Annotated in this window: 15 protein-coding genes; 12 read left to right on the forward strand and 3 right to left on the reverse strand. The window is 34.5% G+C overall.

Annotated elements, in window-relative coordinates; translation table 11 throughout:
* The first annotated feature begins 44 nt into the window (after positions 1 to 44).
* The 10 genes from LC455_RS16485 to LC455_RS16530 all read left to right on the forward strand — a co-directional run bounded on the left by LC455_RS16485 (position 45) and on the right by LC455_RS16530 (position 15,579).
* Complete coding sequence (locus LC455_RS16485; RefSeq protein WP_223592405.1) at positions 45 to 758, forward strand: vWA domain-containing protein; 714 nt, start codon at positions 45 to 47, stop codon at positions 756 to 758.
* Between the two features lie 2 nt (positions 759 to 760).
* Positions 761 to 1,540: a PP2C family serine/threonine-protein phosphatase gene (locus LC455_RS16490; protein WP_223592407.1), complete on the forward strand. Its 780-nt coding sequence runs from the start codon at positions 761 to 763 to the stop codon at positions 1,538 to 1,540.
* 5 nt (positions 1,541 to 1,545) lie between these two features.
* Complete coding sequence (locus tag LC455_RS16495) at positions 1,546 to 2,955, forward strand: protein kinase domain-containing protein (protein ID WP_223592409.1); 1,410 nt, start codon at positions 1,546 to 1,548, stop codon at positions 2,953 to 2,955.
* Between the two features lie 12 nt (positions 2,956 to 2,967).
* Positions 2,968 to 6,135, forward strand: a complete 3,168-nt coding sequence (locus tag LC455_RS16500; RefSeq protein ID WP_223592410.1) for an AAA domain-containing protein — start codon at positions 2,968 to 2,970, stop codon at positions 6,133 to 6,135.
* Positions 6,128 to 7,675, forward strand: a complete 1,548-nt coding sequence (locus LC455_RS16505) for a hypothetical protein (RefSeq protein ID WP_223592411.1) — start codon at positions 6,128 to 6,130, stop codon at positions 7,673 to 7,675. The genes LC455_RS16500 and LC455_RS16505 overlap by 8 nt, the downstream gene beginning before the upstream one ends.
* A gap of 7 nt (positions 7,676 to 7,682) precedes the next feature.
* Positions 7,683 to 10,031 carry an AAA family ATPase gene (locus tag LC455_RS16510; protein WP_223592412.1) on the forward strand — a complete coding sequence of 783 codons (2,349 nt, stop codon included), beginning with the start codon at positions 7,683 to 7,685 and terminating at the stop codon, positions 10,029 to 10,031.
* A gap of 5 nt (positions 10,032 to 10,036) precedes the next feature.
* Positions 10,037 to 12,364: a DUF2357 domain-containing protein gene (locus LC455_RS16515; protein WP_223592413.1), complete on the forward strand. Its 2,328-nt coding sequence runs from the start codon at positions 10,037 to 10,039 to the stop codon at positions 12,362 to 12,364.
* Positions 12,365 to 13,314: 950 nt separating this feature from the next.
* Positions 13,315 to 13,776, forward strand: a complete 462-nt coding sequence (locus tag LC455_RS16520; protein ID WP_223592414.1) for a hypothetical protein — start codon at positions 13,315 to 13,317, stop codon at positions 13,774 to 13,776.
* Positions 13,777 to 13,914: 138 nt separating this feature from the next.
* Positions 13,915 to 14,223: a hypothetical protein gene (locus tag LC455_RS16525; protein WP_223592415.1), complete on the forward strand. Its 309-nt coding sequence runs from the start codon at positions 13,915 to 13,917 to the stop codon at positions 14,221 to 14,223.
* A gap of 549 nt (positions 14,224 to 14,772) precedes the next feature.
* On the forward strand, positions 14,773 to 15,579 hold the full coding sequence (locus tag LC455_RS16530) for a hypothetical protein (RefSeq protein ID WP_223592417.1): 807 nt from the start codon (positions 14,773 to 14,775) through the stop codon (positions 15,577 to 15,579).
* A 988-nt stretch (positions 15,580 to 16,567) separates the two neighbouring features.
* Here LC455_RS16530 and LC455_RS16535 read toward each other — a convergent pair.
* Positions 16,568 to 17,869: a putative phage abortive infection protein gene (locus tag LC455_RS16535; RefSeq protein ID WP_223592419.1), complete on the reverse strand. Its 1,302-nt coding sequence runs from the start codon at positions 17,867 to 17,869 to the stop codon at positions 16,568 to 16,570.
* 660 nt (positions 17,870 to 18,529) lie between these two features.
* On the opposite strand from LC455_RS16535, the gene LC455_RS16540 reads away from it, so the two are divergent.
* Complete coding sequence (locus LC455_RS16540) at positions 18,530 to 18,970, forward strand: PD-(D/E)XK nuclease family protein (protein WP_223592421.1); 441 nt, start codon at positions 18,530 to 18,532, stop codon at positions 18,968 to 18,970.
* Positions 18,939 to 19,568, forward strand: a complete 630-nt coding sequence (locus LC455_RS16545) for a hypothetical protein (RefSeq protein ID WP_223592423.1) — start codon at positions 18,939 to 18,941, stop codon at positions 19,566 to 19,568. Before LC455_RS16540 ends, LC455_RS16545 begins: the two co-directional genes overlap by 32 nt.
* A gap of 47 nt (positions 19,569 to 19,615) precedes the next feature.
* Here LC455_RS16545 and LC455_RS16550 read toward each other — a convergent pair whose 3' ends face one another.
* The gene (locus LC455_RS16550) at positions 19,616 to 20,332 is read right to left on the reverse strand and encodes a hypothetical protein (RefSeq protein WP_223592425.1); all 717 of its coding nucleotides are present in this window, start codon (positions 20,330 to 20,332) and stop codon (positions 19,616 to 19,618) included.
* Between the two features lie 371 nt (positions 20,333 to 20,703).
* On the reverse strand, positions 20,704 to 21,270 hold the full coding sequence (gene cudC, locus LC455_RS16555; protein WP_223592427.1) for a choline uptake/conversion transcriptional regulator CudC: 567 nt from the start codon (positions 21,268 to 21,270) through the stop codon (positions 20,704 to 20,706).
* Positions 21,271 to 21,344 lie beyond the last annotated feature (74 nt).

A 21,344-nucleotide genomic window follows, 5' to 3' on the forward strand; every position in this document is an offset into this window, starting at 1 on the left:
GTAGGCATTTATGTGCTGGAATTTTATCTAATGAGGTGGAGAAGATGAATTTAAATAATTTTGTAGTTCAGGAAGCAAGACCTTTACCAGTGTTTCTGCTTGTGGATACAAGTGGTAGTATGTCAATTGACTCGAAAATGGATACAGTAAACGTTGCTTTAAAAGAAATGCTGCAAGTTCTATCCAATTTAGAAGGGACCAAAGGGCAAATAAAGCTAAGTATTATAACATTTGGAGAAAAAGTAGAGGTAATCCAGCCTCTTGAGAATGTCGAGACGATTACACTCCGTCCTCTCGTAGCATGTGGTCAAACTCCAATGGGAGGTGCAATCGAAAAAGTAATAGAAATGATTGAAGATAGGTCGATAGTTCCTTCTAGAGCATATACGCCAACCGTTGTTTTAATAAGTGACGGTAAACCCACTGACTGCCCTCCAGGTATACAGTCAAATACCGCTTCTAAAAAGGAAGAATATCTAGATTGGGATCCCATTTATAAATTTCATAATTCTGAAAGAACGAAAAAGTCCTCCAATCTGGCACTTGGAGTTGGAAAAGATGCAGATTTTGAAATGTTAAAAGCGTTTACTAATAAAGAGAATGTGCCTGTAATAAAAGCAAAAGATACTGCAACCATTGCCAAGTTCTTTAAATGGGTTACGATGTCTGTGAGTATGCGGTCAGTCAGTGTGAATCCAAATGATTTTGATGATATCCCATTTGATGATGTCTTTGGTAGTGATGAATTGGTATATTGACGATGAATTTGTTAGATTATGCTGCAGATTTTGATAGGTTGGAGTGTGGTTCGAAAGTCATTGAGTTGAATGCGGTTTCCGTAACTGGGACTAGAAATAAACAAGAAAATAATAAAAATCAGGATGCCTTTGTCTGTAAGGCCACTGAAGAGGCTATTTATATGGCCGTTGCAGATGGGCTCGGTTCATGTAAATTTTCAGAAAAAGGATCAAGATTGGCGATTGAATGTCTTGAAGACTGGATAAAAAATGATATTAAAAAATACCCTTATCCTTCTGATGATATGATTACTATTTTAAATAGTAAATTAATTGATAGATGGCGAATGAAGATAACCGAAGGACATTATAAGGATTATGATACGACGCTATTATATGCCATCCTGTTAAACGATCATCTCATTGTTGGTGGAATTGGCGATGGAATGATTCTTTGTCATATTGATAAAGGCGTAAAGGAATATTCTTGGGATAAACATGAGTTCTCAAATCGAACTTTATCCCTTTCCGCAAATAATGCTAAGGATTGTATCCGTGGGGAATTAGTAATATTAAACAGCTCTTGCTATCCAATAACCCTTATCATGGCTACTGACGGAGTGTCGGAGGACTTGAAGCCTGACATGAAGGCTGCGTTACCAACTTATCTACATCAAAGGTTAATGGAAGCAGATGTTATTACAGTGCAAGATGAAATTGAACAATGGGTTTTAAATTGGAAGACGGATAATCATACAGATGATCGTACATTTTGTATGGTCAATATATACAATAAGAGGTAATTTCAATGAAAGAGAACTTGATTGGAACTACAATTTTTGATACAACAGGTCGAAGATATGTCATCGAAAAACAAATTGGTGAGGGTGCTCAAGGTATTGTCTATGAATCTAGTGACGGTTTCATCATAAAGAAAAATCATACCAATAAAGAAAGTAGGGGAGAATTGACAAAAAGGTATAAATGGATTATCAACCAACGCGTACCTAAGGAAGCGAGGATGGTCACTCCAATAGCCATTTTATCTGAGCCCCATACTGGATATGTGATGAAAAAGGTAAAGGGCCATGTCCCACTTGCAAAATTGATTAATGTTTCAACTAAGGTGCCATTTGGGGAATGGTATAACGTATTAACTGGCGGACTGAAGAAGCGGCTCGAAATTTCCACTTCTTTAAGTAAATGCTTCCGGAACCTGCACATTCATGGGCTTTGCTATTGTGATATTTCTCCCAATAATATTTTAGTAGCTATGAAGGCCAAGTCGATCGTCTTAATCGATCCGGATAATCTAACATCGACGGGGACATTTAAAAATACGATTCTGGGTACTCCAAGGTATATTGCCCCTGAGTTGTTCATGGGGGCAAATCAACCCAATTCACTTACCGATACCTATTCGTTTGCCGTTATTTTGTTTGAGCTATTAAGGCTGGGACATCCATTGCTTGGTGATGATATTTTAGAAAATACACCCGAAGTGGAAGAACATGCATTAAAAGGAAACGCCGTTTACGTGGACCATCCGGAAGATGCCAGCAATCGAAATACGAGAATCCTTCCTGCGCAATTCGCTTTTACTGAAGAACTAAAATCTCTTTTCGAACGTACATTTGTTGATGGCCTACACGATTCCACAAAGCGGCCAACTATCAGCGAATTTAGAGTGGCTTGCCAACAGGCGGAAGATTTATTGATGACCTGTAAGAATCCTGATTGTAGTGCAACATTTTATTATCAAGCAGACAAAGCGCTGGAATGTCCATGGTGCCTAAAGGAGTTCGATAAGCCGTACCGTTTCACTTGTACAGAAGCAATCACTGTTAAAGATAGTCAATTTGAGGATGGGAAATTACCCATCCCTGAAAAAATGACAGGTGAACTCGTTTTAAAGGAAGGTTTTAATTTACTATGTAAACGGCATTTTGAACCTTTCACAGCGATCGATGGTGAGGAAAAAGTTGCGGCTATAGAACTAACTGATAAACAAGAAATTAAAATCCATAATTTACAGGCAGATATCATCATTATTTTTAATAAAGTGACCAGGCAAAAGAAAAATATTGGCCAGAAACAGACAAGTACATTCAACCCAAAAGAAGACGTAATTATTTACAATCGAGTAACTGATCTTAAAGGAATCAATGATATTTTTGAATCGTGCAGCGTATTAAATTACGGGATGATTTCAAGTTAGGAGTAGAGGGTTTTGGAAGCTAAAAAAATTAACTTCGGAAACGAAATCAGCATTAACTTTACAACGCAAACTCCCTTTAACAAAAAATTGGAAGGGGAATTAGTGGATTTTCAAATCATTGACAACCAATTATATCTAATAGAAAATTCGACAAAACCAGTGATGTTGAAAACAGAGAATACAACGCAAGTTGAACCGATAACCCATCTCTTACAATATAAAAAGAGTTCACTGATTCGTATCGATAATGTTAGTGGAAAGAGTCTTTTATTAACCATATTTACTTATCCAAATGTCATTGAATTTCATAATAATGAAACATTTACAATAAGTATTCAATCATCGATTGAATTGCAGCTTAAGCATTTAAATATTAGTAAGAATAACCTTTCTTCTTTTTTTGCTTCTGAATTCATGGTGGACGGGAAATGTTTTGTTCTAACATCGAAAGATAAAAACAAGTATACCTTAGTTGGTGAGAGATATTTCTGTTATATGGAAAAAACGAAACAAAACATTGTGCAAGTAGTCGAGCTTAGAGGGAGACGCTTAAACAGCCAGGTTCATGGTGCCATCACACTACTAAAAGGTAATATAGTGTTCCAGGACCTTATTTCCGATAAGTCACAGCTTACAAGCGAAACAAATAAGAAGTTCATGGAGGGAATTAAAGATACCCATGAATTACTTAGGCTGTGGGAATTGTATAGCGATCTTGAAATAGGAGCATTAAAGCAGGAAGTAAATGAACTTGGATATGTGAAATATATAGATGCCTATTTTTCTAATGGTATGAATGGGAAAAACAGACTCGTCTTTATATTAGAGACTAAGGTCCCGGAAGGTTTTTATCAGACCAGCCTTGGCCTTGTTGCGGTAAGTGAAGAACATTTCAATGCGAATGATATTACGGCATCAGGGAAAAGCGTTTTTCTTGGAGACACAATCATAAGGAGCTCACAGACGGAGAAATTGAAAAAAAATGAACTCTGTATTCAACTTTCCGGAGATGTGGATGCTTTTCCAAAGAGTGGTTATATCATGGGGTCGTTTTATGGCTCCAAGATCATGGGACAAAGAAGGGAACAGGCATTAACAAAAATCAATGATTGTAAGACTCCAATGGTCGACCTGAAACTACTTCTTCAAACAGGGGAGAGTTCCAAAACGATCCTTAAACATTATCAACCTATAAACAATGAGTTGTTAAAGAAAATATTTGGTAATAAGAAAATAAATTTCACAGAGAGACAGCGTAAAGCCATTGATATAGCAATTAATACACCTGATATTGCTATCATTCAAGGACCACCTGGTACGGGTAAAACTACAGTTATTAGGGCAATCATCGCAAGATTGGGCATGATCCATAAAGGTGATGTAAAAATTCTGGTGTCCAGTGCTCAGCATGATGCCGTCGATAATGCCATTGAAAATGTCGAGTATGGTGGACTACCTGTAAATAGATTGGGCGGAAAGCTGGGAGACGATGAGAATAAGGCAAATTCCTATATTTTAAAATGGGTTAATGATGTATCAAACAATTGTAATAGTTTCATTGAACAAGAGGGTCTAAGCCAATATAGATCTACATTTAGAAAAATATCCTTGTTGATAGAAGAATGTAGAAGCAATATGGGTGATACTGAATTTATAAAAAATCAGCTTATATCTATTTATAATCATGTAGCCATTTTAGATGTCGAACAAGAATTAGTGGATAAAATCCAGGCCATCATTACAACTCTTCAAGTGAATGATTTAGTTGAACATAAGGAACGGGATGATAATTCCGAGTTAAGTACCCTCTATCAATTATTGGAAAGTCAGAGGGTCAATAAAACAAGCTTTATGGATGATGGTCCTAATCAACTTGCTGGGTTGATAAGGTTTCTAAAGGTGAATTCAGAACTTGAAGTCGACATTCCGTCATTTTGGATGTCACTGCGTTTAGGACCTAGTGAAGAAGAACTTGATGAGTTATTAATAGAGTTTAAAAACAGTCTTGAAAAAATCAAATATGAAAAATTCGGACAGGAATCTACGATTTATACCGATGAAACCTTAATTGAAAAAGATCTTAATGAACTTTTTCAGAGCATTCTAGGGAATATCAGTAGTAAAGCTGAAAAGACTAGGGATTCAGTAGTGGATATTATTTGGGAGTTTAAAGATGATTTAGAAAACCCACAAAATATTTCTGAGTTAATTAGTAAATATACCAAAATTAATGCTGCAACATGCCAGCAAGCCGTTTCCAAAAAAGTGACCAGTTTATTTGTTAATACAGGTCAAATATACGACTATGTCATCATTGATGAAGCAGCTCGGGCCAATCCGCTCGATTTATTAATTCCAATGAGCTTGGGGAAGAAAATTATCCTGGTAGGGGACCAGAATCAATTACCGCACTTATTAGAGAATGATGTCGTGGAAGAAGTGTTGAAAGTAAAAAATGATCCCCAGGTGGTTGAGCTCCTGAAGGAACCTCTATTTACTAGATTATTTAATCTCTTGGAAGAATCAAACCGTTCGTCGGCGATGGTAAAGCGGACTGTTATGCTCAAAGATCAATACAGAATGCACCCAGTGATTGGAAAGTTTGTTAGTACCTTTTATAAAGAGGATCTACATTCTGCCATGTCCGAAGAGGACAAAGCTCACAAATTAGGACTCTATAATAATAAACCTGTCGCTTGGATTGATGTACCCAAAAATCTTGGTCCTGAATTCTCACTGAACAATCAAAGTAAATACAGGGATACGGAAGTTTCAAAAGTCATGGATGAGCTATATAAAATACTTGAAGCCAACCCTAACTATACTGTTGGCATTATCACATTTTATAAGAAACAAGCATTGAAAATCCAGGAGGCAATTGAAACTCTTTCACAACAAGATCAAATGCGGATTTGCGTTGGAACTGTAGATGCTTTTCAGGGGAAAGAATTCGATGTCGTTTTATTATCGACAGTTCGATCGAATGATCAAAGAGATATTCGGAAAAGAGTGGGATTCTTGGATTCAAGAAACCGGCTTTGTGTAGCCTTCAGTCGTGGAAAAAGACTAGTTATTGTTGTTGGTGATGTTCAGACAGTCGCTAGAGATGGTAAGCGAGTGATCATTGAAGAACTTGATGACTTTTATCAGCTATGTAAAAAAGAGGGGTACTATGAATAATAGATATATCACTAACCTAGGTAGAGACTCTGTGAAGTCGTACTGCATCGAGAAAAAAGTAGCATGGCCTTTATATGTGTGGAAGGCACTAATACCAGAGGCCATGGTCACTGAAATTGATATCTTGCAAAAATTGATTCTTTTACTTGCGAAAATAAAAAAACTGAACGATCATGCAATCCTTGACAGTTTAAAAATATCCGGCGATCTTATCGATACTGTAAAGAAATCATGTATCGATAAGAATTATCTAACTAAAGATCTGAATCTCACTGAAAAAGGGATAGGAGTACTGACTCAGTCCAATTCCTTGGTTTCAGATGTTGAGGCAACAGTTAATTATGAAAAAATCCTTGTTTTTAGAGATGCGATTACGGGAGATATTATCCCCAATTTTTCTCTCACAAACTTACCACAAGGTTATGCAGATAAAGACGACAGACTAGTCCTAGAGGAAAATTATCTCTATAAAAAGAAACCAACCTTTCATGAAATAAACATTGCTCTGAAAACTAGAAAAAACATTAGTAATATTATTAAAGCTGAGAAAAAAGATTATGCAGCAGAATCAACGGAAATGTCATCATCTTCCTTTCCGTTCGATATCGATAATGAAGTGGACTGGGAAGTCGTTGGTGATGATGGTGAAGTAATTGAACAGGTCAAAAATGAGGAAAATGTTGACATGGATCTGGACCGTAACCCAACGTTTGTTAAAATTTGGGACGATGTTCCCGAAACTATTCTTGTAGATTCATCCTTATACGTAGACCCGGATGTACCTCATAAACTTAATGTTGTATCCCCATTTGGTAACAATGAGGATATGTGGTTTACTAGTCATTTAATTTCTCATGCGAAAAAGGATTCCAATCTACAGGAGGAGATTGAACTTTTTTTTGAAGTGGCTCGTGAGACATTGAAGGATTTGTACCCTTTTAACAATGATTTGGAAATAGAACTATTTGTTAAATTTCCCGCAATAGCAAATTATCAGGAATTCAAAGAACTGAGGGAAGAACTGGAATCGGTAAAAAGGGTCCATAACCGGATCCAAGATGGCCATGAAGATTATGATACTTTCTTTATGAGGTGTCAGAGAACGCTGGAGTGTATGCTGAAACTCAGTATCTCAAAAATTGAAAATCGATTTGATGTGGTAAATAGATTGAATAAATATGATTTTTCACATCAGGTTATGCAAATAGCAAATGATTTGCAGATAGAGGTGCCGCGTAACTTAACAAGCCCTCAATTTTATGACCGGATGTTCCAAGTAGCAAAGCTAAAAGGAAATTCCATTAAAGACCGTGCCTTGTTTTTATTATTTGATGCCCGCTATAATCAGGAATCCAAGTCGTTGTATGTCCTAAAAGCAATGCCTGAATTTTACCATAGTATAAACTTAATCGCTGATTTAAGGAATAAAACCGTTCATTATAACACTGATGAAATCGATTATCACGTAAAGGCTGAACAGGTAGTGAAACAAGTGGATCTTATTGTTAGTGTGTTGTTTTCTCACTTTTTTGGGAGGTAAATAAAAGATGGCTAAAAAGAAATCAAAAAAGCAATTCCCTGGGGCAAGACAAAATAACCAACCTACTCAACAGGAAAAGGCAAAACAAATCTATGTTCAAACGATAGAAAAACAGGAACAGAATCTCCTGAAAGATGAAAGAATCCAGGAGAAAATTACAGAGTATGAGAATCTGAAAGAAGAGCTTGAGTTTGAATATTTGCAAAAAAAGGACGAACTCCACCGAAAATATGACGAAATGAACGAAAACATTAAGGCTGATTATCATAAGAAGCTTGCAAAAATTGCTGATGAAAAGAAGTGGATAGAAGAGCAGAAAGGATCCATTTTAATCGAGAAGCAGCAGATGATTGACTCTATTAAAGCGGAAGAGGAAGAACTTAGACGGTCTTATAAAAATGAACTGATGACAAAGTGGGAGGAGGAATATCAGGAGAAACAACTTCAATGTCAGCAAATTGTTGATTTGGCTAGAGAAGAATCAGCAAATATTACTGATCAAGCTAGGAAGAAATTGGATAAGGCAAAAGAAGAGGCCCACACCATTATCGTTGAAGCTGATCTACATAAGATAAAACTTCTAGATGAGGCAAGAAAGCAAATCGAAGATAAATATAAGCATCTTACTGAGGAGTTTGATCAGAAGCTTACAGAACTTCTAAAGAAAGAAACCGAGATTAAAAAGAAACAAATCGAGCTTCAAATCCAAGAAGAAGATTTTGAGTTCATGAAAGCGGAGCTTCAGGCGAAACGGGTAAGCATTGAAGCGAAAATGGAGTTATTTTCTCCGAGCCAAGTTGAAAAATTAAATTACGAGATTGAAATGTTAGTAGACTTGAGAAATGTGGACAAAGAATTAATTGAAAAGCTGAAAAAGGAAATCATTCAGCTGAAGCAACTTATTCCTGAAAACGAGAGCCGGTCGGTAAACACTATTTTAGAGGAACTCGAATCCCAAAGAAAAGAAAATGAAAGTTTGCGAAATCATCTTGCACAACTGCCGTCCATAGAGGAATTGGAAAATCTGCGTGCCTCATCAGATTCGCTTGATAATATCAACCAAATACTCGATGAAGAAAGAAGGAAAAGAAGAGAAGCAGAAGAAAGAGCCGAAAATTTATCTATTGGCGTCATTGAACTTGAACAGGCAAGAAAAACGGCGGAAACGCTAAAGACGTTGAATGCGCAGCTCCAAGATGAATTAAGCAAAATAAATGATGTGTATAAGCAAAACACGCAAAGTAAGTTTCCGGGCCTAATCGAAATTGATAGCGAGCTATCAAAAGTTGAGGCTTTTCGTCCCTCTCCTACTAATTTGGATTTAAAAGGAATTGTAAAATATGTAAGAGCATACGGAGCAGCCAACGAAGGACTTTATTATTCCAACAAGACGATTCGTTCTTTTATTGCTTCATTGGCATCATCCAAACTGTTAATCCTTCAAGGGTTGAGCGGAACTGGTAAATCCAGTTTGCCAAGGCTTTTTAAGGAGGCATTAGGTTCAGAAAGTTCATTGGTCCCTGTCCAGCCTTCCTGGAGAGATAATCGTGAACTACTGGGATATGATAATGATTTTACAAAGCGATTCAAAGAAACTGAATTCACGAAGTTCGTTTACCAAGCAAGCGCTCCTGCCAATAGAGATAAAATTTGGTTTATTGTGCTGGATGAAATGAACCTAGCCCGGATCGAATATTATTTTGCTGACTTTTTATCAATTCTTGAGAAAAAACCTGAAGAGTGGAGCATTCCTCTCATACCAAGTAATGATGATACAAACCCTAACAATAGACCAAAGTATTTGGTAGATAATTGTACAAGCTTATATATTACACAGAACATCTGGTTTATTGGAACTGCCAATAAAGATGAATCGACATTCGGAATTACAGACAAAGTATATGACCGTGCACAGGTACTGGATTTTAAAAACCGGGAAGATGCGTTCCAAGCAGAATGTAACGATAAGTTCACCTTATCTTTTGTGGAGTTTTATAATTTAATTGAACAAGGACAAAACGTGACTGCTTACCAATTAAATAAAGAAGATTGGGCAAAATTGAACCTCATTGATGAACATTTACGAGATACATTGGATATTACCTTTGGTAATCGAATTAAAGCACAAATGGAAAAATTCGTTCCAGTCTATATTGCCTGCGGAGGAAGTAAAACTGAGGCTTTAGATTTCCTTTTTGCACATAAAGTTCTAAGAAAGCTTGAAAGTAGATATGAAACGTACTTGAGGGATAGCTTAAAAGAGTTGATTGAAATGATCGAATTAGAATTTGGAAAAGGGGAGTTTTCTGAAAGTATTAGCTTAATAGAACAAAAGATTCAAAGATTAGGGGGATGACTTTCATGAAAGTCGAATTAGTCAATGATTTCGGAAATTGTGAAGAGCTCCCTCTAAAAAGCAAAGCTTTCCAATTAACTACATTTTTAAATTATTTAAGAGTAGTTCCTAAATCTTATCAAGTAGAGGATATCCTGATAAATGGGGATACATATGAATGTAATTTAGTTGAGAATGTGCTGATTATACCCTGTTATTTTAATCTGGAAAATAGTTGTACGATTCAGATTGTGTACAATGAACAGATTCTAAGGTATTCATTTAAGTATGTCCCCTCCTTAATCGTGGAAAAAAATACAATTGAGTCGTTGGCGGACTTCTATAGAAGAACTTCTGAGTGGCTAGGGGAAGGAGTTTGTTCGGTTGATCTTCTCATTGATGGAATTAATAGCGGCCATTTAAACCTTCTTCATCTTTTAGATCCTCTTACTGGGATGGATGATCAATCTGTACTTGATGAGATAATGAAAGCTTTGCCTCTTGCGTTAAATATTTGTTCACGACCAAGGCAACACTTGAAAGTAGATGAAGAAATCTTAGATGTTGAATTAGTCAAAAGAATCAATCCGGCTGCCCTCCAACACTTATCATCACATTCTGAGCATTGGAGAGCAAGAACGATAACCGGGCTTGTTCCTTCACGCTTAAGAGCAGAAATTTATGAAGATGACATCAATATTTATGAGAATACTTTTTTTAAAATGGCGATGGACAAAATTCTAAAATATATCAGTATTAAAGATGAAGAATTAAAGCTGGCAATCGCACAAAGCAATACTCTTGTGGACTGGGAACGTTACGGTCAAATCATTAATGACTATAAAAGAGCCGAAATCCTTTATAAACTATTACCTAAATTTGATTTTGATTCTGAAGAGGAAAAGAAAAAGCAATATCAACAATTAAAAAATAAAATCGATAAACTTGCAAAGCAAATATCATCGATAGTTTCTACAAGATTTTATCAGAGTATCGATAAGTTTAAGATATTGGAGCTTCCAATCCAACCAACCAACATTCTCAAAATGGATAATCGGTACAATGAGATTTTTAAGTTGTGGAACAAGCTACTTACATTAGAAATAAAAGAGAAAACACAAGAAGAACTGACAGGTGCAACCATTCCCGATATCAACCGATATTATGTCATGTACGTTCAAACAGTATTAGTTTATTCTTTTCATCTTATGGGATATCAATTTAATTCGGAGTCCTTTATTGAGATTGAAGATGCTAAGAGCAAGATGATTGCTAAATTCGGCGATAGTCGATTTGAAATCCATTGTTCCACGGAGACAAAGAATCAATTTTTCGATCAGATCAGCATTAGGATTATAGAAAAGCTCAATCATGAAGTGATCATTCCAGCTGGTTGTGATATAAGTGAGCATTTAATGGAGTTTAAGGACATATGTGAAATCAGCTCTTCTGATTTATCCATCCTAAGGTTTAAAAAGAAGCCGACTAAACAAATTGAAAAGCAGTTGAGCCATATTTTTAAAGATGAACAATTAGTTAAAAAGGCCTTGACTAAGGAAGCTAAAAAAGAGTTGGACCAAATGGATAAAATTTGGAGAAAATTCTTAAGCAATGAATTAATTAAATTGAAGGAACCTAGGTCCTACACTATCAATATATACCCAATCCTTAATTCAATTGGAATTGATGAAATTGATCTGAAGCGCTTTACGAAAACCCTACTAGATGGGGGGCTGCAGGGTCAAGAAACCGAAAATGTGAGTAATATCTTTGTTCTGCCGATGGATATATATAAGTTTGGAAATGTGCAGGATCATAAATTAATAAATAGGTTAATTAATTATGGGGAGGCATATGATATGGATGATGCTTCCACATGGGGGAATTATCAAGTTGGCCTATTACCTATTTCTCAAACGGAAATTAACTCGACTCAAAGATTTATCAAACTTTTATCTCTGCATTTAAATCGACTGGCAATTAAATGGGGAATTTCGGATGAAATGTGCCCAACTTGTGGGTCAAGCCACACACAGCAGATTGATCCAAGTACGTGGGTCTGCAAGAGTTCGGATTGCGGAGTATTATGGGGTGTCACAAAGTGCAGTAATGGCTGTGAGGAGGAATATGAATGGATAAGGCCATCATTAGATCTTTCTCACATAGCTATAAATAAGGGCGAAAACCCATTACAACAAAAGTTAGATAAGGAAAGCTTATTTAATAGATTAACAATAACTGATTTTAATATCTTTCTAGAAAATAAGGTAGTTAAATATGTACCTAAATGCCCAAGATGTGGGTCATCTTCCGAACCTGCAAAGGTTGATGCACAAGAAATGTTAAGTATATAGATATCTACAGTAGTCTGGAAGTAACCAAGTTGTGTAGTTTACATTGATCCCTCTAACAAAATTGTTAGGGGGATTTTTGAAAAGTCATATTCATTTTAGCCCGGTGTTACCGTTATGACAATCTTTTCATCCGTAAGGCTGGATAAATTCACAATTGAAGCATACTAATGCCGTTGTTAATTAAACGATTGATTAGTGTTGAATAGTTGGACATATAACAAAACGATGTAAGTTTTTGAGAAACGAGTCCGGTATTGCGGAATGGTGCTTTTTTTCTGCGGTATTCTCATACGGTTCTCGACAATTTTCTTTCTTGCTTGGTGTGGGAAATCTTTATATATCAGCATGTGCAGCTTTTTTAATCAATCGATTGATTAGTATATTTAATTTAGAATTTAGTAGAAAGTATGTCGTTTAGTGGAAATAGTAGCGTGAAACCTAATGAAATCTAATTTTTATTGCATGTTTCAACAAATTTTTCATAGTTTAGAGGGGGAAGTGCTTATATTTCAAGGATTGCAGCAGAACTAATTAAACGTTTGTTTAAAAGGGAAAATTGACTAGAAAACAAGAAAATCACCCTATTCTGTCGAAGCATTAGGATGATTTTTTAAAATTTCAGGATAGGAGATTTAATAAATTTCTTATATAAGTCGTTGTTAATGGATTGGGCGTTCGCAATCAGTTATCGTAATTAAATTGCCAGCAAATATTATGGGGTCACCAGATTTTATACCCGAATATTAGTTAGCCCTTTTTCAGAAAGAATATGCACCGTAACATATCTAATCGTGATAGAATACAGGCTATAGGAATATTTTACCGTGTGGATATGCTTTTTTTTTTTTGCATTTTTTTTAGGATTTAATAACCATCATTTCGCTAACTATTACAAAAGGAAATTTAATTAATTTAACTTAAAGAATTTAGGCATATTGAGGTGAGAAAGCATGGGAACGTTTCAAATTGAAAAGATAATCCTTCCTTATTTGCGGGATGAACTTCATGAGAGGAAATCACGGGATCCTCTCGTTGTTCCACACTTTGCACTGGAATGGAAGGGACCAGGTGTTTCAAATGGGTATGGCTTCGGTGAATGGAAGACGGAGCAATACTTTCGAGAGCAAGGCTTCTATGCGATTAACAACGAATTTAATCTATTATCAAAGAAATCAAAATTTGATCCATACAATCAATATATTGCCTCATTAATTGGCAAGACAAAAATAGATAGCTTTCAGACAAACGCTCAAAGATTAATTCAGCAAGGAAATTCAATTGAAAACCCTGACTTATTCGTATTTATCTTGAATGACTATTTTTTTACCGAAGTAAAAAAGGAAAAAAGACAAACTACGCGAACCTCAAATAGTCTTTATGTATCTCTCAAAATTATTACTCGGAGTAGATAGTAAATTAGTGTATCTTTCTGATACAGAAAAAGCGGTTTGTACAGAATTGATGACCATTGAAAAGCCGTTAGCTTATGAAGTCTTAAAAAAGTCGTGGAAAAACAGAAATTTACGAAATATAAGGAGAGTGAATACATAATGAAAGATGAACTCAGGGTGAATATAGTCAAATTAAACAATTATAAGTCCGTGAGAAAAATGGAAGAGCTGCGGGAATATCCTGATTGTTATGAGTATTGCATAGTTCCTAATTATGAAGACAAATTCGCTGGATCCCACACCGAATGCATTCAGATGGATGAATGCTTTGCTAATTTAATCAAAAACGGGGACCATTATGTTCTGATTGCTATCATTTTTAGTCATGAATGGAAAGTACAAGATATTCTTGAATGGCTAGAAAACTATGAAATTACTTTGCACCCAACCTACTGCCACTCCATTTGACCTTCAAAATATCCATTCCATTGTTGATGCAAAAAAAGTTTAAGGATTTTCCACTAGTTTTAAGTGAGTGAGGAGCAAAAGCTATTACTCTAGATCCAGATGGCCTTACTTACTCGTCCAGTGATATCCAATTAAATGATTTTTTTCTTACTTCTATATAAATTTCCATTACCTTCGTCATCCTTATCTACATAAATGAAACATATCTTTTTATCTTTTTTCATTATACCTGTACTGTTGGAAATAATTTCAATTGGACCCCGATATAAATAACCAATTACATCTATATTTCTTTTATCTCTTTATAAATTTGAATGAGATGCGTTTCTCAAAGTCAGTGCGATAGGCATTATGATGCTTCCATCAGCATCTAATTGATTATCAAAACCAAACTGGTCCTCCAAACCTTAATGGAACATCACATTACATATTGAATGAAGCCTTTATATTCTATGATTTGTATAAAAAAACCTTTTTATTTTTTATTTAATCTAATAAAATATTATTAAAAATGGAAAATTAACCAAAATTTGTTGGAGAGGGTTTAGAATGAATATGGAGAAGATAGGACATTGTAGGTTATGTGGGATGGAAGGAGTCCTGGAAGATAGTCATATAGTGCCAAGGTTTATAGGTAGATGGTTAAGAAAAACATCAGAAGCAGGAGATTTAAGGAATCCCTTTAATCCTAATAAACCTGAAAATGATTTGTTAAGTATATACCTCCTATGTAGTAAGTGTGAGGATATGTTTAACAAATCTGAAACTATTTTTTCTAAAAAAATATTTCATAAATATCAAGAGGGTGCTAGTAAATTTGATTATGATGATTGGCTAATAAATTTTGTTATCTCATTAAGTTGGCGTATTGGAACTTTATACTTTATTAATAATTCTTTTGATGAAACTAATAGTAAGCATTTGCAATTAAATGAGGCATTAAATATATGGGGAAGTTATTTACTTGGTGATGGCACGAATTTTGGTAATTACAATCACCACTTATATTTTGTAGATGATAGGATATCTGAACTTAATGTCGGTTATAAATTTTATTTAAATAGGAGTGTTGATGGACATGTAGGATTTTTACCTAATGGCGAGATGATTATTTATTGCATGTTACCAGGAATGTTAATTGTTTCCAATGTTTCGCCAAAATCAAGAAAGGGGTGGAAAGGAACAAATATTAATAGATTTGGGACACTTCAAAAAAACAAACAAAACGGTCCCGCTGACATTGCAAATTACATGATAGATCGTGCTATTCTTTCTACCTATTTCCTTTTTAGCGGGATGAGTGAACGGCAAAAAGAGAAAATTAAAGAAAAGGTTTCAAAGAAAAAGACCAACTAGCTACTAAGTTATTATACTGATTTATAAAAAGGATAATGCCGTAGCCCTTGTTAGCTTCTTTATCCTTTTGCTTTTTTTAATCCTTAGACACATTCGTAAGTTGATGAGGTTTGGTAAACGGATAATTTAACAAGCACTATACGGTTTAAGTAAATTTCAATACAATTTTATTTAGGAAGATAAATATTTCTAAATCTTTCTGAAGAAATGTACTTAAACTAACTTACCCCTTTAGTTCAATAAGAAAAGGCGATTACTATTACGTTCAATAAAAAAGGATTGCTGCAACCTAACGTCAATACTTAAGATGGAGAGCATATGTTTTTTAGAGGTTCACGATTTATCGCCTTTGGGTTATTGGTTGTATCATTCTGGCACATTAAAGCAGGCGTACCAGAACTTCTCTTCATATATTTCAGATTTGTCAAAACCATCCGTTTTTTTGGAATATACTCGTTTCCCATCAAGGTGAAAATTAACTATAGAATGCTTCTTATCGTCCCATTTCAATGAAATGAATAAATTTGCTTTTGGAAAAATTTAAAGTAATCGGTTCATTTGTTCTTGCACCATTTGTATTTTTTCATTTGATATTAATAACTTCACTCTCACACTTACATAGAAGGATTTTCTAACACATCTGATAAACTAAAATCTTTGATGTGCAATCTACAATGTTATGCAGAGTATTAAGACAATTATATTTGTAATTTAGGATAATTGCTCCTTGGGCATAAAAACTTTTTATCAAATTACTCATTCTTGTTCCACTAAACTGTCCCGTTAGTGCAACAAAAAAGGAATCGCCGCAGCAGCCATCCCAATTTTTAACTCTCGCACCCCTAAAGCTTAAGTAGAAACCTTCAGATTTTTCTTAAGACACTTTAACCATATCTAATCTTTTGTCCCTACATAAAAAAGGAATCTTATTGAAGAAAAGCAACCAAATTGCTGATTTGCTTTACAAATCTATTAAATTAAACAGTGCTTATTTAAAACTTTGCTTATAACTATATGCAATATTATCTTGATAAATATTTTCAAATTCATTTAATAGTGTTTCATCAGAATAATTAAATCTATATTTTCCAACTTTTCTTTTCTTTTGTGAACTAAAAATGGTTGCCATTATTTCTATATCCATTGACGGTAAAATCATTGATGATTTTCGAAAATGTTGTGGCTCTTTAAAATTTTTGTGTGCATTTGGATCATTATTATTAACGTAGAATGGGAAATCCTTTTCATTACCGAAGAAATTATTACCTATTAATTCTCTACTTAGACCTAATCCCCTATCAGAATAGACAGCGTTGTAAAAAATATTTAAAAGAATTTCTTCTGAGAGTTGAGCTCTAAGGATTCCTATAAACTCAGCTTTCTTCTTATCACTATAATCAAAGCTATTATTAATAACCTTAATAATCCTGTGAGTATTTCTGAAAAGGTGACCTAGTTCATCATAGTATTTATTAAAAATATTGTTACACGCAATTTGCATTTCTTGGTATTGCACAGGACATGTTAATACTCTTTTTTTAAATGCGTATTCATGCTTTATTTTTTTGTAAAAATCAGTACTTTCAATTAATAATTGTGTGAATGGATCACTAAATAATCTTTTCTTATTTTTTTCACTCAATTTAACTACTGTAGTTGGATAACCTTCACACATTTCATTTATTGTATACCATAACCTATGTAATACTCTACGCTCTCTTTTTGTAATTGCTCTAATATAAATATCTCTATTATGTTCTAGATTTACTTTGAGTTTATTCTCATATTTTGATAAGTCTACAGAATTGATTAAATCCAATAATTCTTTTTCGTTATCTGAAAAGTATGATCTAAGGAACTCCCGACCACGCCTTAAATAAAAATCAAAATTATTAAGGTCATCCTTAATTTCTTTAAGAACCTTAGGAAAAATTTCTTTATCCATTTCTTTTATAATATCATTATTTAATTTAATCAGATTCATTATGGTTGACTCTGTTTTTGTTTCTTTATTTGCTAGGGCAGTTTTATTAGATGTCTGTACAGCTATTATTACAGAAGACGTAGTAATAACTAAAGCACACAATTGAGCCAATGTACGGAAAAAGTCAGCATCATTAACAAAAGTAAAATTAGCACTATTTGACCAAAAAGTAAATGCTCCCAAAATAAAAGTAATGCAGCAAATTAAAATCCAACCTAAATTAATTTGTTTAATTTTAAATGACGTTATTACTAATATTATTAGAATTAAAGTAAATGGTATTAAATAATTTAATAAATTGTACATAATTATAAGTTTATCTCCCTTTTTAAAAGAAAAAGTACGTTAAGTTAAATAATAAATATAGTTAAACTAGATCTACTTTATTATATTGATTTGTGTTTCCCCAATGTTCATCCAAAATTAAGAAATATTAATTTTGTCATTACTCTGACTACTTAAAACAAAACCTAAAAAAAGAACTGTTATCAATAAAAGAATGTCCAACTTATCCCCCCGCCATCTAACTCCTTTTCGTTTCTCCTCTTCATGTTATGTCTTAGCCTCTTTGTCTAAACTATTAATATTAGAGTAAAGTAAAACATTTAATATGTATAGTAAAATTGGAATATTATAGATACGGTTATTTATTCCTATAATCAAATTGTTGCTAATACTCTGATAATAAATTTCTTTTCCGTTTTCTCCCATGAAACTGCCAGGCTGAATGATAGGACAAAAGGGGCAATATTTGCATGTAAGCATTTTATGTATTATGAAATGGGGACAGTTTTAAGGAGAATTTGATTAATTATATAAATTGAAATTGTTAGGAGAGTTTCAATGGCCAATTTTTTTAAAAAGATTAAAAGAAAATACTGAAAGGCTCTTCAAAGTTACTAAAGGATAGTGAGGGTTATATAAGGAAGGTTATCGAAATTCTTGGAGCACAGTCTGGGGTATATTATGGATAATTCACTATTAAAGAGATTTGCAGAGATTAAAAATTCACTTTCTGAAGAACGTGAAACATTTTTTGATATTTGTGGGTATCCCCATTATGAAAATGTTGTTTCGAATGTATTAGCATTCTTTTTTGATCCAGGAAAAGGACATGGATTAGGAACGCTATGTATAGAAGCAATAATGCAAGTTCTTGAATCTAAAACATATGGCATAGATGGGTTTTGGGAAGTGGAAAGGGAAGTAAGGACAGAAAAAGGAAACTATATTGATATTGTCTTGCGAAGTGATAATACAGTCATTGTGATAGAAAACAAGATTTATGCATCTGTATACAATGATCTTCAAGACTACATAGGATTTATTCAGAGAACGAATAAAGGTAAAAAAAGTTTATGGAGTAGTATTGTGTTTGCAACCACCGAATCACAAAGGATTTATTGATGAATTTAAAATTGTCACATATGATGAGTTTTTTGGAAGGGTACGACAACTATTAGGATATGCCATTGAGAAGGCGGATTCACGTTACTTGCAAATACTGACCGATCTAATGACCAATGTCAGGAAGTTGAAAGTGGGGACAAAAATGGACAGCAATTTTTTCAAGTTTGTATCAGAAAACAATAAAGAAATAGTAGATTTGTTGGGGAAAATTAAAGAGTACCGTGATCAATTAAGGAGCAAAGTAAAGCAAATAAAAGAAATGGTTCCCGACCAAATAGAAGGAATTTCAATCATTAAATTTGAATGGAGAGAGCCAAATCAGTTATTTGATATAGCTGTATCAGAGTTTGTTCTGAATAACGGAGTAAAACTGGTCATTGACTCTAAGTTTGACTATTCAGGTTGGACATTTGAGATATTTCAAAGAGGAAACATTAGAGATTTTGATGTGGAGGATTATTGTCATAAGAGAAGTATTTCAGGGGTAAAAATAGTAGAAAGATATAAATGGGTGGAGTCATTTCCTTTCGATGAAGAGATACCAAAAGTAGCAGATAAAATTACGGAACTTATTAGATTGCTTACTAAGGAGTAGAAGAGATTATTGTACCTTCTTTAACCATTAAATGATGAACAGGGTGGTTAAGGTGTTATTCTTAAATACGCTAATAAATCCTCAACTCCATAATAAAAAATCAGTTGTCTAAAGGCTTGGAGCGAGATGTCTAGGATGTTATCTGTGTCATTCTGACACTCAAAGCGGAAGGCGGCAATTTGCACCATATGCCAATATTCTTCAATGGTTTTGGCTTCGGAGAAAAAGCATTTTACCAGCTGGACAAAAGGCTGCGGGACTCGATTGCCGACAAAATTGTGATCCAATTGTTCAGACGTTTCGTTACGTTTATTTATCTTTTGATCTTTTTCAGTTTTTAAAAGATTACTAGTTTTAATAGGGTGGTTCATTTTTTCCACTTTGGGTGGTTCAATGGTTGGAAAACGATTAAACTGATATAGGTTGCTGGACTGCGAGCCGTTTTTCCTTTCTGTTTCAAAGACCGTGATGATTCCCAATTCCTTTGCCTTCAGAATCATTCGTTTAAAAGTAGACCTTGAGATGCCGTTCTCCTGGTATTGCTCGTGAATGGATTTTAAAATGGTCCCGATCTTGGCATAGCAGACTCCAGGGATCTTGGCTGCAAAGCGCACGAGCCTTTTTAATCCGATTATTTCTCCTTTTGTAAACTCATGCTTATGTTCCAGTAACCACATCTCGATATGATCATTGAATTCCTGAAGGGAACTGAATTGTGAGAACTGCTGAAATCCTTCCGTATTGCCTGATTTAATGCCTGCCATTTAGGACACCCTTTCATCGCTTTTCTGCACTCTACGATATCGGGTTTGGCTGAGTAAATCGAATTCGCATTTTTCATTTTTCGAGCCCATTTTCGTACGAAACGTCAAAAAAAGCCTTCAAAAAGTCATTTTTGAAGGTTTTTTTTGCAATTTCGAGCGTTTTTGGCATTATTTTTAAAATCTAACGAGTTTTTTTATTTGGAGCATTGCAAATTTAAGATTATAACTGCTTGAGCAAATTTTAAGTTATCTATTTGATTTACTTACGAATAATCCTTTCTTTTATTCCGCAAAAAGGCCTAATTCAAAAAGGACACCTTCTACTTCAAGAAGTGTGCCCTATCGTATTGCAGAAGTTTCTCTACTTTCCCTTATTTCTTTGAATTTAAATTGTCCACAGGTAAAAAGTCAAAAATTGCACCGGACTCCATTGAATCCACCAGTTGTTGGAGCCAGTAACAGTATTTCTTATATTCCTCTAATTGTTGCAAGTCAAGCCTAGCTCTCTCTTTTAACCTTTCTTCGGTTTTTTCATCTTCCATTACTGCTTGAAGTCGATGTTCTGCTTGTTCAATGGCGGAAAGGTTCAACTCAGCCTCTCTTTTCCATTTGCTTCCGAAAAATTGGCTAAAATAATTAAAGAAGTTTTTCTCAGCTACAAAATGGTCCTTCCTAGATCCTTTTTGCCATATCTTCTGAACGATGTTGATATCCTGTAATTGGCGGACCGCTGTGCTCATACTAGGTTTGCTCATACCGACTTCGTCTTTCATATCATCAAGAGTCATCGAATGCTGTTTAAAGTACATAATGGCATAGAGTCGGCCAATTGACGGGGTGATACCGTACAAATCCATTGTTTCGGCAATGGCTTGAATGACTATTTCCTCGGCTTGGTTGATTTCTGATTCAGCAGACGATTGTTTATCTTTGTCCATGGGCAACCCCCCTTTAAATTATTTCATAGGTTAGGACGTTCACGGCTTTAGGACTAGATTCCGGTCGCTATTTA

The organism is Neobacillus bataviensis (assembly GCF_019969725.1).

What these genes read in the sequence shown, in the direction of transcription:
- LC455_RS16485 (WP_223592405.1), top strand. Translation starts at nt 45, where the DNA reads ATGAATTTAAATAATTTTGTAGTTCAGGAAGCAAGACCTTTACCAGTG.
- LC455_RS16490 (WP_223592407.1), top strand. Translation starts at nt 761, where the DNA reads ATGAATTTGTTAGATTATGCTGCAGATTTTGATAGGTTGGAGTGTGGT.
- LC455_RS16495 (WP_223592409.1), top strand. Translation starts at nt 1,546, where the DNA reads ATGAAAGAGAACTTGATTGGAACTACAATTTTTGATACAACAGGTCGA.
- LC455_RS16505 (WP_223592411.1), top strand. Translation starts at nt 6,128, where the DNA reads ATGAATAATAGATATATCACTAACCTAGGTAGAGACTCTGTGAAGTCG.
- LC455_RS16510 (WP_223592412.1), top strand. Translation starts at nt 7,683, where the DNA reads ATGGCTAAAAAGAAATCAAAAAAGCAATTCCCTGGGGCAAGACAAAAT.
- LC455_RS16515 (WP_223592413.1), top strand. Translation starts at nt 10,037, where the DNA reads ATGAAAGTCGAATTAGTCAATGATTTCGGAAATTGTGAAGAGCTCCCT.
- LC455_RS16520 (WP_223592414.1), top strand. Translation starts at nt 13,315, where the DNA reads ATGGGAACGTTTCAAATTGAAAAGATAATCCTTCCTTATTTGCGGGAT.
- LC455_RS16525 (WP_223592415.1), top strand. Translation starts at nt 13,915, where the DNA reads ATGAAAGATGAACTCAGGGTGAATATAGTCAAATTAAACAATTATAAG.
- LC455_RS16530 (WP_223592417.1), top strand. Translation starts at nt 14,773, where the DNA reads ATGAATATGGAGAAGATAGGACATTGTAGGTTATGTGGGATGGAAGGA.
- LC455_RS16535 (WP_223592419.1), bottom strand. Translation starts at nt 17,869, where the DNA reads ATGTACAATTTATTAAATTATTTAATACCATTTACTTTAATTCTAATA.
- LC455_RS16540 (WP_223592421.1), top strand. Translation starts at nt 18,530, where the DNA reads ATGGATAATTCACTATTAAAGAGATTTGCAGAGATTAAAAATTCACTT.
- LC455_RS16550 (WP_223592425.1), bottom strand. Translation starts at nt 20,332, where the DNA reads ATGGCAGGCATTAAATCAGGCAATACGGAAGGATTTCAGCAGTTCTCA.
- cudC (WP_223592427.1), bottom strand. Translation starts at nt 21,270, where the DNA reads ATGGACAAAGATAAACAATCGTCTGCTGAATCAGAAATCAACCAAGCC.